Origin of the sequence: Psychrobacillus psychrodurans (assembly GCF_050209195.1) — a bacterium.
Lineage (GTDB): Bacteria > Bacillota > Bacilli > Bacillales_A > Planococcaceae > Psychrobacillus > Psychrobacillus psychrodurans.
Window position 1 is genome coordinate 1617716 of the sequence record NZ_CP189791.1, and the last position, 13849, is coordinate 1631564.

The window sequence follows — 13849 nt, forward strand, 5'->3', positions numbered from 1 at the left end:
AATTTGTCCCAAAGTATGACATAATTCACTCATATGATTTGGATAGAATGGACGAGGTGAATGTGTTGGAAAGATTACAAAAAGTGCTCGCACATGCAGGTGTGGCATCTAGAAGAAAAGCGGAAGAAATGATTACACAAGGAAAAGTTAAAGTGAATGGAAAAGTAGTAACAGAACAAGGGTTAAAAGTGTCCGACAATGATGTAGTAGAAGTTGACGGGGTTAAATTAGAAAAAGAGCAAAAAGTATACTATTTACTTTATAAACCACGTGGAGTAATTTCGGCTGTTTCGGATGATAAAGGCAGAAAAACAGTAACGGATTTATTGCCACATGTGAAAGAGCGCTTATATCCTGTAGGAAGACTGGATTATGAAACATCAGGTTTGTTACTTCTTACTAATGATGGAGATTTTTCTTATGCCCTCACACACCCAAAATATAAAGTGGATAAAACATATGTAGCACGAGTAAAAGGCATCCCTTTAAAGGAACAGTTGCGACCACTGGAACGAGGTATTGTTTTAGAAGATGGTAAAACAGCTCCTGCTAGAGTAAAGCTACTATCTTCCGAGCGAAAAGCTGATAAATCGATTATAGAGATCACCATACATGAAGGAAAAAACAGACAAGTACGTAGAATGTTCGATGCAATAGGTTTCCCTGTTCAAAAGCTAAAAAGAGAACAATTTGGTTTCTTAACTCTTCACGGTTTAAATGCCGGGGAATGGAGAGAATTGACTACTCATGAAGTAAAACAAATGAGAGTGTTAGCAGAGACGGGGAAAATAGGAAAATAAAACCTATGTGTTCACAAAGCCTTCATAAGTAAGGCTCTTTTAATTTGTAAATTTTGTTATAATAATTCATGATTATGCTTGGAAATGGAGGTTAGCAAATTGGCACAGTCTAAGAAACGACGTTTTTATATGAGAACAGCTATATTAGCAGTACTCGTCGTAGCTATTGTTTTTACAGTTTACTCCAACTTAAATAAAGAGAAAAATGCTGTATTACAAGTAGGCGATAAAGCTCCAGATTTCGTATTAGTAGATATGGATGGAACTGAAAGACGTTTGTCTGATTATAAAGGGCAAGGTGTGTTTCTGAACTTCTGGGGTACATGGTGTAAGCCTTGTGCAAAAGAAATGCCGGCCATGGACAACCAATACGGTGAATATGCTAATAAGGGTGTCCAAACACTGGCTATTAATATTGGTGAATCAGACCTAAAGGTAAATAGTTTTTCAAATCGATATGGTTTAACTTTTCCTATAGCAATTGATCGTAATAAAAGTGTAATGGAATCGTATAATATTGATCCGCTGCCAACTACTTTTTTGATCAATCCAGAAGGTAAGATTGAGAAAATTATTAAAGGCGAAATGACCGAAGAAGATATTGCGAATTTTATGGATCAAATTAAACCTTCATGAAGGAGTCTTAAAAATGGACAAGATAGTTTGTGCATGTGGAAACGTTAATCCAGCTGGTACAGAGTTATGTGAGAGCTGTGGTCGTCCATTAACTGAAGAGACAAAAGAGAAAAAAATTGTAGATATGCGCTATGAAGGATCTGCAAGACGGTCTCAAACGTATAATAAGACGATAATTGATAAAGTATGGAATTTCTTTTCCAGTGTAAAAGTAGGTATGTGGATAATCGTAGCGATTCTAATTGCAGCTGCAATTGGAACTATACTTCCACAAGTATTTTATGTGCCAGCAACAAATGAAACTGATATTGCTGCATATTATCAGAGAGTGTATGGTGGGTTTGGAACCCTGTATTATAAGCTTGGGTTATCGGACTTATACAGCTCATGGTGGTTTCAGGTATTAGTTGGTATGCTTGGTATTTCTCTAGTAATAGCAAGTTTAGATAGAGTCATACCTCTTTATAAATCATTGAAAAAGCAAAAGACGAAGAGACATTTAAGTTTCTTGAAGCGACAACGTATTTTTGGCATGGGTAAATCGGAAGTTACTGAAGAGTCATTGCTGAAAGCGGAAGAACAGCTTAAAGAGCTAAAATACAATGTAAAACGTGAAGGTAATGCGATTTTAGCAGAACGAGGACGTTTTTCACGCTGGGGTCCGTACGTTAACCATCTAGGACTTATTATTTTCCTTTTTGGTGTAATGCTTCGTGCCCTTCCTGGTTTCTATGTAGATGAAACAATGTGGTTACGTGAAGGTGAAACGCTTTATGTACCTGAAACAGACGGATATTTCTTAGAAAGTAAAGAATTCATCTATGAGACATACTCGAAAGAAGAATCTAAAGAAGTATACGGAGATGCAATTGATCGAGTAGGTACGATTGCAAAGAACTATCAAACAGACGTTTCCTTATATAAAGGACCAGAAGATTCTGTAGCAGGACATACAGAGGACTTGAAATTTGAAAAGGAAGCTTCCATTCAAGTAAATAAACCAATTAAATTTGATAATTTCTCAGTGTTCCAAATGGACTTCCGCTTGGATGAATTAGCAACGATGACATTCCAATTACAGGATAAAGAGACACAGCAATCATTTGGAGAGTTTACGATTGATTTAGCAGATCCTCAACCTTTTTATGAATTAGATGAGGGATATAAGGTCGAGATAATGGATTATTATGCTGATTTTACTGGATTTGAAGAAGGGGTTCCGCAATCTCAATCACCACTTCCAAACAATCCTGCCTTTTTGATAAAAATGTATAGTCCTGAATTCCCTAAAGGTGAAACTAGCTTTGTCATGATTAAAGAAACTGTAGAACCTCTAGGGGTAAACCAACATAAAATTGCTTTCCAAAGCGTGGAAACGAGAGATGTATCTGGTTTAACAGTTCGTAAAGATTTAACACTTCCACTTCTTGCGTTAGGTGGTCTTATATTTATGATAGGTGTAGCCCAAGGCTCTTACTGGAACCATCGTAGGATTTGGATTCAATTATCAGAAGATGGACAGACGGTTGTTGCTGCGCATACAAACAAAAATTGGTTAAGTGTTAAGAGAGATTTGGACAAGGTTACAGAAGTAGCTCATCTTCCAAAATATCTAGATCAGCAGGATATAGATTCTTTAGAAGAAAAAGTGGATAAAGAAGAAGGAGTTTAACAAAATGGATATGGCATCTCTAAGTAGTACCTTATTATTTATAGCTTTTGTAGCATATTTAGTTGCTACATTTTTATTTGGAGGAGCAGTGAAATCTTCAAATGCTCAAACCACCAAGTCCTTTGATAGATGGGGCAAATTAGCGATTACCGTTACCATTATAGGATTTATTGCTAATCTCGGCTATTTTATTACTAGATGGATTGCTGCTGGACATGCGCCAGTAAGTAACTTATTTGAGTTTACTACTGCATTTGGAATGATGATTGTAGGAGCATTTATTCTTATTTACTTTATATATAAAGCTCCTGCTCTTGGATTGTTTGCATTACCAATAGCTTTACTAATCATTGCATATGCAAGTATGTTCCCAAAAGAAATTACCCCGCTAATACCGGCTTTGAAAAGTTACTGGCTGACTATTCACGTTATTACTGCAGCAATGGGTGAGGCAATTTTAGCGATTAGTGCTGTAGCCGGATTTATTTATTTATTGAAAAATATCGATCTGACAAAAGGACGAGGATTCAAAGGATTTTTGGAACGTTTTGGCATTGAGGCAGTTATGTACGTTTTAGTCCTTGTTGTAGGATTTGTTGTTGCTTCGCTATCGTTTTATTTAGTGAATTATAATGCAGAATACAACTATATAAGTAAAGATGAAACACAACATACAATTGTATACACAATGCCAGCTCTATTTGGTATGAATGAATCAGAAGCAATTACAGATGGAGCATTTGAACCACTTGTGGAAATGCCACCGTTAGTAAATGCAAAAAAATTAACTACAGTTGTTTGGTCAGTTATATTTGGTACAGTAATTTATGTATTACTTCGTTTAATATTACGTAAACGTATTTCTACTGTTTTACAACCACTTACGAAAAAGTCTAATTCTCAATTGATGGATGAAATCGGGTATCGTTCAGTATTAATCGGTTTCCCTGTGTTTACACTTGGAGCATTAATATTCGCCATGATATGGGCGCATGAAGCGTGGTCACGTTTCTGGGGTTGGGATCCAAAAGAAGTATGGGCACTTATCACGTTCTTATTCTATGCAGTTTTCTTACACCTTCGTTTATCAAAAGGCTGGGAAGGAAAGAAATCAGCTTGGATTGCTCTAATTGGTTTCATCATAATTATGTTTAACTTGATTGCAGTAAATCTAATTTTAGCGGGATTACATTCTTACGCATAACAATAAAAGTGTATGCCCCGACACCGTTCTTCTGCGACGAGCTTTGCGCAGGAGCAAGCGCTGGAAGGATTTCACGTAAAGCCATCCTTTGCAGAGGGGAGGTCAGTCTAAGGTCGTGACATCGTGTCACAACGACTGACTGACCCGCATCGTGCGACCCTGAAATCCTGAAGGGACTCGAGGGGCTAGGCGTTGGAAATAGATATAAAATAGAACTAGTGCACAGTAAGAAAGCTCTTTACTCTTTACTTAACGGGAGGAAGAGCTTTTCTTTCATTTTGGATACAGTAATTGTACAATATAAAGTAGATGTTGATAGAAAGGTTTGATAAAACTATGTCTGAAACAATTAAACTTCTAGTAGTTGAGGATGAAGAACGCATTCGTCGTCTTTTAAAAATGTATTTAGAACGAGAAGGATATGAAGTAGAAGAAGCTGAAAATGGAGAAATCGCATTACAGCTCGCATTAGAATTTGAGTATAATTGCATCCTATTAGATATAATGATGCCCGAAAAAGATGGCATAGAAGTGATGACAGAGCTACGTATGCATAAAGAAACACCTATCATATTATTGACAGCTAAAGGTGAAGAAGCTAACCGTGTGGAAGGTTTTGAACTTGGAGCAGACGATTATATTGTAAAGCCGTTTAGCCCAAGAGAAGTAGTATTACGTGTAAAAGCTCTCTTGAAACGCTCTACTGCTTTTGCACCTTCTCAAGGAACATCTATTTCAAAAGAAATAGTAGTCTTTCCGCATCTAACGATAGATCATGATGCGCATAGAGTTACTGCGGATGGGGTAGAAGTAGGTTTAACTCCTAAAGAATATGAACTACTATATTTCTTAGCGAAAGCGCCAGATAAAGTATTTGATCGTGAGCAGTTACTAAAAGAAGTTTGGCATTATGATTTCTTTGGGGATTTGAGAACAGTTGACACTCATGTAAAACGGTTACGTGAAAAGTTAAATAGAGTTTCCGAAAAGTCTGCTAAAATGATTGTGACTGTGTGGGGTGTCGGATATAAATTCGAGGTCATAAATGAATAGAATTTGGAATAGTGTTGTCGGGAAGCTATGGGGAACCATACTGCTTCTCGTCTTATTTGTGTTATTTATTGTAACCGTTTTATTACTTGAATTTCTAGGTGATTTTCATACAGAGCAGGCGGAAGAGTCACTTCGTAAAGAGGCAGTAACTATCGGTAAAATTGTTGAGCAACATGACAATGTAGAAGATTCGTTTAAAATTATACAAGATATTTTAGGTACAGAAACTAATACTTTAATTGTACGGAATGCAGAATCCGTTTTTTTATCGGTTCATGAAGGTCTTAACAAGGATGTAGTGCAGAAAAAAATATTGGATAATAAGGAATTATCTAAAATATACACTTCAGATGAGCCAATTGTGAAGAAAATGCTAATGCCGGCCATGAATAGTGAAGATCGGATGGAAGATTATATTATTTTAGCTGCCCCTTTAGAATCCAATAAGAACATTCATGGTGCTGTATTTATTTATCAAAGTTTGGAAGTAGTTAGTAAGACGACTAATAGTACTACGAAAATTGTTTTCTTATCAGGATTTATCGCGTTACTTTTAACTACGATGTTTACTTTTTTCTTAACCTCACGAATTACTTTACCACTTAGGTCTATGAGGGAAGCGGCGATTCAATTAGCTAAAGGTAACTTTGAAACAAAAGTTCCGTATCTGCAAAAGGATGAAATTGGAGAACTAGGAATCGCTTTTAACCAAATGGGGAAACAATTGAAACATCATGTAGAAGTGATTAACCAAGAAAAGGAACAACTGGCGAGTATACTAACATCTATGACGGATGCGGTTATTACATTTGATACTAAATTTGAAGTTCAAGTTAGTAACCCACAGGCAGATATCCTTCTCAACAAATGGTATGCAAATGCAGAGACGTTAGATGATTCTAAGCTACCTGCTGAACTTCATCATCTTTTAGAGTATGTCTTTGATGTTCAAGAGGAGTTTGACGAAAAATTAGAGATTAAAGGCTCCTATTTTGCTGCATCTATTAGTCTTTTATACACTAGTGGTAATGTTGTGCGTGGTGCAGTAATAGTACTTCGTGATATGACTGAACAGCATCGTTTAGATAAAATGAGGTCAGACTTTATCGCAAATGTTTCGCACGAGCTTAGAACGCCTATTTCGATGCTACAAGGCTATTCAGAAGCAATAATAGATAATGTCGTTACAACCGAAGAGGATAAGAATGAAATGATCCGTATTATATACGATGAGTCTAAGCGAATGGGAAGACTAGTAACCGAATTGTTAGATTTAGCCCGCCTAGAGTCAGGTTATCTAAGTATATATAAAGAAAAGGTTTCTGTTGTCCCGACAATTGAACGAATAACACAAAAATTTGATCAAGTTGCCAAAGAAAATAATATTAGACTTTCCTTTAAACATAATATAGATGAAAATTTATCGATGGAAATTGATGAAGATCGTATGGAACAAGTGTTAACCAATTTAATCGATAATGCCCTTAGGCATACAAAAGAGAATGGTTCTGTCACCGTCCAATTATGTAAGTCAGATACACAATTTGTTATAAAGGTAATCGACACTGGATATGGCATTCCAAAAGAAGATCTTCCGTATGTATTCGAACGTTTTTATAAAGCTGATAAGGCTAGAACTAGAGGGAAAAGTGGCACTGGTTTAGGATTGGCAATTGCGAAAAACATTGTGGAAAGACATGATGGTGTGCTAACTGCAGAAAGTGAAATTGGAGTAGGTACATCCTTTATTATTAACTTGCCAATAAAGTGAAACTACAAACTGTGAAGATTACCTTCACATCCCGAGGGATGAAAATGGACTCTTGTATATAACGCTGTGTATTGATTCGGACCGCAATACCTGAGTAAACAACTTCCTGATGGTCCGTGTCTCGTGGGAAGCGTGTTACAGAGACAGATCCATCTGTCGTAGCGTTTTCAACTATGTTCTACGTTGGGCTTATACAGGCAGTTATTCTCCCATCTAATCTTCTAAATGAGAGTTGTATTGTCTGTGTTAATGTGGGAAAAGGCGTGTAACAAATATGTACTTGAAACGACTAATTGAAAGAACGGGGGGAGCCTATGAATGACTCCGTTTTCCACCGCTTGTATGATACCTATCATCAAGACGTTTTTCAGTTTCTCATATATTTGGTGAAAAATAGACAAACTGCAGAAGACTTGGTTCAAGAAGTATATGTACGAGTGCTTAAAGCTTACAGTAGCTTTGAGGGGAAAAGCTCAGAAAAGACATGGCTATTTTCAATAGCCAAAAATATTGCAATTGACCATTTTAGAAAACAAACCGTCAGAAAAAAAAGGTTATTTGACTCATTTGACTGGGAAACGATGCAACTTGCATCTTCCGAAATGTTACCGGAAGATTTAGTACAGCTTAATGATGAGATGAGAACATTATTAATTGCATTGGATGATTGTACGGGAGATCAGAAAATGGTTATTATTATGCGATATTTCCAGGAACTTTCGATTGCGGAAACGTCGGAAATTCTAAATTGGTCGGAAGGGAAAGTGAAGACAACGCAACATCGTGCAATAAAAGCACTTCGTGAACGATTATCTGATAAGCAAAAGGAGGCAGATGTTCATCATGAGTGAGAAAAAGACAGAAGATCGTGTATTAGATGAGCTATTAAATAACATGCCGAAGTTTACAGATAAACGCTCGAAAGATGAAATGTATAAACTGGTAAAATCCAAAATAGAAATTCAGGAGAGGCCTGAGAAACGTAATCGACTAGAGGTTTCAATGAACAAATGGCTACCTTTTATCATTTCCGTAGCTTCTGTCCTTATATTAACAGTTCTCGTCTCTTCCTTTATAAATAAGAATGAGAGTTCCACAGCTGATAAAGCCCAAGAGTCATCTATGGCAAAAGATCATATGAGAACGATGGACATACCAGAAGAAGCATCAATGGCTACTGAAGAAGACAAGTCTAGCGATATGTCGACTATGTCTGGAAAAATAGTATCTTCGTATGAATTAGTTCCTTTCGACAGTCTAATTACTTCTGTTTACGAGAACGATTTAAATGGAGGAACAGTTTTTCATTTTTCTTTATTAGAAAATGCTCTCTCTATTCCAATAACGATTGTAATTCCTAAAGAACAAATAGATATGGATTTTCCAAATAAGACACCAAATAGCTTCGAGCTATATGAAAGATACGCATTTGGGATTGATGAGATTTCCCTTGGATTCCAAGAATACCATCCTTACAAAGGTTACTTTTTGACAGAAGGTAAAATGTTAAAGCACTACTTACCAGTAGATCATGGTTATGATGCTGCCCCTGGAACAATGGCGCCTTATCTAGCTTCTATCAATGAAATTTTCACTGATTTTGATACCTTTTTAAGGGTCAATGAAGATGGTTCGCCGATTGACTGGGATCAAGTCGGTACGCTAGATGAACCTGTGGAGCTAAAAGGTACAGAGAAAAAGGTAAATTACTTTGCATATAATGGTTCTAATGGAGAGACATATTTAGCACCTAATTTTAATAAAACATTCGCTACATTATCGGAAGCATTGATGGATATGAGAGATCCTGGAAATGATATATACACTTCTGTTATACCAAATAATGTGACCTACACAATAAGAGAGGATAAAGGTTTAGTAATACGCTTCGATAAACCTTTAAACCTGGAATCTTTAGATGTGAGTGAGGCATCTCGATTATTAGAAGCTTTTTCCCTAACTGCCGCAAGCTTTAATCAATCCATCCAATTAGAAAATGTTGTACAAGAAAGTTGGGATGGAATTAATTTAAGCAGCTCACTTCCTGTTCCAATCGGACCGAATGGTTTTACTTTGCGAACCAACTAAATAACGTAACTGCCAATGCTTATCAACTAAAGCTTGGCAGTTTTTTTGTATCTGGGTAAGCGATAGCCTATAAAGTTATGGAAATAGCCCATAAACAATCAATCCAGGAATAATAACGAGATGAAAGCCCATAAGATTTCAAATATAGCCATTAATTAAATCAAAAAAGCCCGTAAATTTTTTATTATAGCCTATATTAGGATGTTGGTCTCAATTACAAACAGGTCTGTTGCATATATTGTTTATATTTGATAAAATGTTATTAATTCAAGATATTAATCTTGAAGATCAACAAAATATTGATTCATCTTCGGGGCAGGGTGCAATTCCCGACCGGCGGTATTAGAAATTTATTTCTTCAGCCCGCGAACCTTAACAGGTTGATTTGGTTAAATTCCAAAGCCGACAGTATAGTCTGGATGGGAGAAGGTGAAGGTGCAGTCGTTTCTCGTATGCTTATACGGATACGCTTATTTAAGTGTACCTTGTTTCTCCCTTGAACTTTATTGGTTCAAGGGATTCTTTAAGTGTGCAAACGAGCTGAACCTTTCTTCTTGTGGAGTGAATCGCAAAAGGAGAGAGGATTTTATGTTAAAAGGCAAAACGCGAATGCTTATTGCAGTCGCAATGCTTAGTAGTATTTCTTTTGTTTTAATGTTACTTGCATTTCCATTACCGGTTTTACCGGCATATTTGAAGGTGGACTTTAGTGATATACCAGCTTTAATCGCTGCAATCACGATGGGACCAATAGCAGGAATTCTAGTCGCATTTTTAAAGAATGTGTTAGATTGGTTATTTGCAGGAAGTCCAACTGGTGTACCTGTTGGTCATATGGCTAACTTTGTAACTAGTATCTTATTTTTAACACCAGTGTATTTGATTTATCGTAAAGTTACTACGTCAAAAGGAATTATGGTAGGACTAGGAGCAGGTACAGTATCTATGGCGATTGGTATGAGTGTTTTAAATTATTATGTGTTTTTACCAATGTACACTTATTTCTTAAATTTCCCAATGGAAACCGGTACTGCCTTGTTTAATACTATCATTTTCGGTATTTTACCTTTTAATTTGATTAAAGGCGTAATAGTAACTATTGTGATGATTGTATTATTTAAACGTATAAAACCTTTACTTGATAAGGTTACTAATTCATATATGAAACCTAATACAAATTAAAAAAAGTTGTTTCTCCATTAGGAGGAACAACTTTTTTTTTAGAGGATAGTAAATATAAATGGATAATACCGCGATTATTATAGGATCATCTAAGACATCATTCATAGCATTGTAACTAATAAGTAGAAAACAACAATTAGTAATTCAGTTACATTAGGTTATGAATTAATCAAATATTTTGGGGGAATTATCCATTTCGCAAGTATAAGGCAATAAACCGCAAGTAAATATGGACCAAGTGCAAGTAAGCTCTTTACGACCGCAAGTAAGAAACAGATGTAAGCAAGTAAACAATAGGTGAGTGCAAGTAACGATAAAATTGGATTCAATTATTTCATAAAAGATGAGGATGTATACGCACAAAGCCTATGTTCCGAGTGCTTTATGATATGAAGTGCATCGCATACCAAACAGCAGAAGGGCGAGGATAGGTAAACGCCAATTTCACTAAATATTCACTTGGTAACAATATAGCAAAACGTCTGTCCAAGCCTTCGTAAACGATTGGGACAGGTTTTGACCTTAAAGGCACTGGTATCTTTTTTTCCCAGTTTTTCTTACAGAATAAAAAAGAATGGTGATCATGACAAGAGTCACAACCACCATTCAATATACTATTCGAATTTCAAAGCGTCGCCTTCAAATGATTCATCTGCTACTTTAATAGAATCAGTAGGACAACCTTCAAATGCATCCTCCATGTCCTCCATTAGTTCTTCTGGAACTTCTGTTGTACCCATGTTATCATCTAAAATAACGAAGGCAATACCTTCATCATCATAATCATAAATATCTGGGGCAGCTGCTCCACATGCTCCGCATGCAATACATGTATCTTTATCTACAATTGTATATTTTGCCATTATTATATTCTCTCCTTTATAACTACTAAAACGAATATGCTATCTTATTCATTCTAAAGATGTTTTCCATACATTTCAACCAAAATACTTCAGAAAAGAGAGGTATTCCTATGCATTTTCATCAAATATTACTATTTATAATACATAAAATATCTGGGCAACGTTCTGAGAATGCCCCATATTATTTATTAAAAGGCAAAAAATCAGGACAAACCATTCAAGATGTGACATATTTTCAACTTCATGCTTTCTTCTCTATCCTTCCACAATTATCGAAGGAAGATTATGATGAAGCGATAAATGAGCTGTTTAAAAATGAGTTTATTCGGGTAAATGAATCACTCGTATATATAACTGAAAAAGGAATTGAAATACTACCGAGTGATAAAGAACCTCTATTTAATGGTTGGAAATATAGGGGCAAGGAACAACTTTTTTGGAAAAGAATAGACTTAGTTATCCAAACATTATCGCAGTTCCAAGCGAATGAAAAAAAATTCGTACCAAACCAAAAGGATATTTCTATACAGCATTTTGTTAAAGACTTTTTAATCCAAAATAATTTTCGTGAATTTAACTTGAATACCGACATTAAGCAAGAAATTTTTTATTTACTTGAAAATCCTTCTTTTGATGACATACACAGAACGTTGTTTGTTTATCGGCTTAGTGGCTATAAGACAACTGGTTTGACATGGGAACAACTGGCTCGCCACTATCATATGACAGACTTGAACATCAAAATAATTTTTTTAGAATGTTTACATAGTATGTTAGACAATATTTCGATAGAGACAAGTCCCCGGTTATTTAATTTAGCTAAAGATATTCGTATCGATACGCCTCTAACTGAATCTGCTTTTAAAACAAATAGTCTATTCGAAAAGGGATATTCTATTGAAGAAATTGCTAAAATAAGAAAATTGAAGATTAATACAATAGAAGATCATGTTATTGAAATAGTCTCAAACGATAAAAATTTCTCTATTTCTGCTTTTATTTCTAAGGAGCAAGTAGAAGAAATTCTTCATCTATCAAACGAACTAGAAACAAAAAAACTCACATTAATAAAACAAAGATTACCGGAAATTAGTTTCTTTCAAGTGCGCTTAGCATTGACGAAGGGAGAAAAGAATTCTTGAATAAATTAAATGAAATTCTTCAGAAAAAGTTCGGTCATGAAAACTTCCGAGATGGGCAACAGGAAATAATTGAACAAATTATAGAAGGAAAGGATGTTGTTGCTATACTTCCTACTGGTATGGGGAAATCCCTTCTTTATCAACTACCAGCATACCTAATGGAAGGAACTGTGATTATCGTGTCACCTCTTTTATCTCTTATGCAGGATCAAGTGGAGCAACTAAAATTACTAGGAGAAAAAAGAGTTATTGCCATAAATTCATTTTTACCATTCCAAGAAAGAGAAATGGCTTTTCGTCACTTAGATGATTTTAAATTTATATTTACTTCACCAGAGATGCTCCAAAATGAACAATTTAACCGTGCGCTTAGAGAGCTTTCCATCGCATATGTTGTAGCAGATGAGGCGCATTGTATTTCTCAGTGGGGGTTTGATTTTCGACCTGATTATTTGAGGATATCAAGTTGGATACATTCGCTAAAAGCCGTAAATGTTCTTGCATTAACAGCAACTGCGACAAGCGAAGTTGTCAAAGATATTAAAGAAACTTTACGGATGACAAAACCATTTGAATACATTCATTCACTTGATCGTCCTGCTATTGCATATGAAATAGTAGAGGTTGAAAACCAACAAGAAAAAATGAAATGGATATTAGGTAGAGTTATCTCTACTGAAGGTCCAGGAATAATTTATACACAATCACGTAAAAAGACGGAAGTTTATGCAACAATGCTAAGAGAACAAGGAATTTCTGTTGCCTATTACCACGCAAAAATGGAGCAAAGTGACAGGATATTAATCCAGCAACAGTTTCAGCAGGGACAATTAGATTGGATCTGTGCGACAAATGCTTTTGGAATGGGTATTCACAAAGATAATATCAGGCAAATTATTCATGATCATATTCCGACATCTGTAGCAGGCTATATGCAGGAGGTTGGAAGAGCTGCAAGAGATGGCAATCAGGCGATCGCCTCACTCTTATATACTTCTTCAGATGTTGAGCAAACATTTTACGTAGCGATGCAAGATTTTCCAGAGGAACAAGACATTCATTTTGCTTATCAAGAAGAATATTCTGAAGTTGAACAGGCAGAGACTACAAGCCGCATTCTAGCTTATTGGAAAGAGCAATTAAATGAACAGCAAACTATTCAATTATTTAAGCAAATTAAACAAAAAAAGTGGCAGGATATTCAAAGTTTTTACTTAATGATTCGAAATGATTCTTGTTTGAGGGAGCAGCTACTTCATTATTTTGATCAAGCATTAATAGAACGACCCCATCATTGTTGCTCCAAATGTAAATTAAATGTTTCTAGCATTTTAAGGAAAAGAACTGATGAAAAGAATAGGCAAGATGAAATGAATTGGATAGATAGATTAAATATACTTCTTCCATCATAATACTTTTGTTAAGTTTACTTTTTCTA

At 35.6% G+C, this 13849-nt stretch carries 12 protein-coding genes and 1 riboswitch; of the genes, 11 read left to right on the forward strand and 1 reads right to left on the reverse strand.

What is annotated here, in order from left to right; translation table 11 throughout:
* Positions 1-65: 65 nt before the first annotated feature.
* The 9 genes from ACQCPR_RS07605 to ACQCPR_RS07645 all read left to right on the forward strand — a co-directional run bounded on the left by ACQCPR_RS07605 (position 66) and on the right by ACQCPR_RS07645 (position 10406).
* A complete protein-coding gene (locus ACQCPR_RS07605; RefSeq protein ID WP_090561843.1) occupies positions 66-800 on the forward strand; it encodes a pseudouridine synthase in 735 nt (244 codons plus the stop codon).
* Positions 801-899: 99 nt separating this feature from the next.
* Entirely contained in the window at positions 900-1436 is a 537-nt protein-coding gene (gene resA / locus ACQCPR_RS07610) for a thiol-disulfide oxidoreductase ResA (RefSeq protein ID WP_241598791.1), read from the forward strand.
* A 13-nt stretch (positions 1437-1449) separates the two neighbouring features.
* Positions 1450-3108: a cytochrome c biogenesis protein ResB gene (gene resB / locus ACQCPR_RS07615; RefSeq protein WP_090561839.1), complete on the forward strand. Its 1659-nt coding sequence runs from the start codon at positions 1450-1452 to the stop codon at positions 3106-3108.
* Between the two features lie 4 nt (positions 3109-3112).
* Positions 3113-4312 (forward strand): c-type cytochrome biogenesis protein CcsB, encoded by a 1200-nt coding sequence (gene ccsB / locus ACQCPR_RS07620; RefSeq protein WP_427138675.1) that lies wholly within the window; start codon positions 3113-3115, stop codon positions 4310-4312.
* A 336-nt stretch (positions 4313-4648) separates the two neighbouring features.
* Entirely contained in the window at positions 4649-5365 is a 717-nt protein-coding gene (locus ACQCPR_RS07625; RefSeq protein ID WP_090561835.1) for a response regulator transcription factor, read from the forward strand.
* On the forward strand, positions 5358-7136 hold the full coding sequence (locus ACQCPR_RS07630; RefSeq protein ID WP_427138676.1) for an ATP-binding protein: 1779 nt from the start codon (positions 5358-5360) through the stop codon (positions 7134-7136). Before ACQCPR_RS07625 ends, ACQCPR_RS07630 begins: the two co-directional genes overlap by 8 nt.
* 314 nt (positions 7137-7450) lie before the next feature.
* Positions 7451-7987, forward strand: coding sequence for an RNA polymerase sigma factor SigX (gene sigX, locus ACQCPR_RS07635; protein ID WP_090561831.1), 537 nt, complete (start codon positions 7451-7453; stop codon positions 7985-7987).
* Positions 7980-9224, forward strand: a complete 1245-nt coding sequence (locus ACQCPR_RS07640) for a hypothetical protein (protein WP_427138677.1) — start codon at positions 7980-7982, stop codon at positions 9222-9224. Before sigX ends, ACQCPR_RS07640 begins: the two co-directional genes overlap by 8 nt.
* Positions 9225-9526: 302 nt before the next feature.
* A riboswitch (FMN riboswitch) is annotated at positions 9527-9659 on the forward strand.
* Between the two features lie 153 nt (positions 9660-9812).
* Positions 9813-10406 carry an ECF transporter S component gene (locus ACQCPR_RS07645; protein ID WP_427138678.1) on the forward strand — a complete coding sequence of 198 codons (594 nt, stop codon included), beginning with the start codon at positions 9813-9815 and terminating at the stop codon, positions 10404-10406.
* A 614-nt stretch (positions 10407-11020) separates the two neighbouring features.
* Here the strand turns inward: ACQCPR_RS07645 and ACQCPR_RS07650 are convergent.
* Positions 11021-11269: a ferredoxin gene (locus tag ACQCPR_RS07650; RefSeq protein WP_090561824.1), complete on the reverse strand. Its 249-nt coding sequence runs from the start codon at positions 11267-11269 to the stop codon at positions 11021-11023.
* A gap of 110 nt (positions 11270-11379) precedes the next feature.
* On the opposite strand from ACQCPR_RS07650, the gene ACQCPR_RS07655 reads away from it, so the two are divergent.
* Together ACQCPR_RS07655 and ACQCPR_RS07660 are read left to right on the forward strand one after the other, a co-directional pair.
* Positions 11380-12411: a helix-turn-helix domain-containing protein gene (locus ACQCPR_RS07655; RefSeq protein ID WP_427138679.1), complete on the forward strand. Its 1032-nt coding sequence runs from the start codon at positions 11380-11382 to the stop codon at positions 12409-12411.
* The gene (locus tag ACQCPR_RS07660; protein ID WP_427138680.1) at positions 12408-13823 is read left to right on the forward strand and encodes a RecQ family ATP-dependent DNA helicase; all 1416 of its coding nucleotides are present in this window, start codon (positions 12408-12410) and stop codon (positions 13821-13823) included. The genes ACQCPR_RS07655 and ACQCPR_RS07660 overlap by 4 nt, the downstream gene beginning before the upstream one ends.
* The last annotated feature ends 26 nt before the right edge of the window (positions 13824-13849 follow it).

What these genes read in the sequence shown, in the direction of transcription:
- ACQCPR_RS07625 (WP_090561835.1), top strand. Translation starts at nt 4,649, where the DNA reads ATGTCTGAAACAATTAAACTTCTAGTAGTTGAGGATGAAGAACGCATT.
- ACQCPR_RS07645 (WP_427138678.1), top strand. Translation starts at nt 9,813, where the DNA reads ATGTTAAAAGGCAAAACGCGAATGCTTATTGCAGTCGCAATGCTTAGT.
- ACQCPR_RS07640 (WP_427138677.1), top strand. Translation starts at nt 7,980, where the DNA reads ATGAGTGAGAAAAAGACAGAAGATCGTGTATTAGATGAGCTATTAAAT.
- ACQCPR_RS07655 (WP_427138679.1), top strand. Translation starts at nt 11,380, where the DNA reads ATGCATTTTCATCAAATATTACTATTTATAATACATAAAATATCTGGG.
- resB (WP_090561839.1), top strand. Translation starts at nt 1,450, where the DNA reads ATGGACAAGATAGTTTGTGCATGTGGAAACGTTAATCCAGCTGGTACA.
- sigX (WP_090561831.1), top strand. Translation starts at nt 7,451, where the DNA reads ATGAATGACTCCGTTTTCCACCGCTTGTATGATACCTATCATCAAGAC.
- ccsB (WP_427138675.1), top strand. Translation starts at nt 3,113, where the DNA reads ATGGATATGGCATCTCTAAGTAGTACCTTATTATTTATAGCTTTTGTA.
- ACQCPR_RS07630 (WP_427138676.1), top strand. Translation starts at nt 5,358, where the DNA reads ATGAATAGAATTTGGAATAGTGTTGTCGGGAAGCTATGGGGAACCATA.
- ACQCPR_RS07650 (WP_090561824.1), bottom strand. Translation starts at nt 11,269, where the DNA reads ATGGCAAAATATACAATTGTAGATAAAGATACATGTATTGCATGCGGA.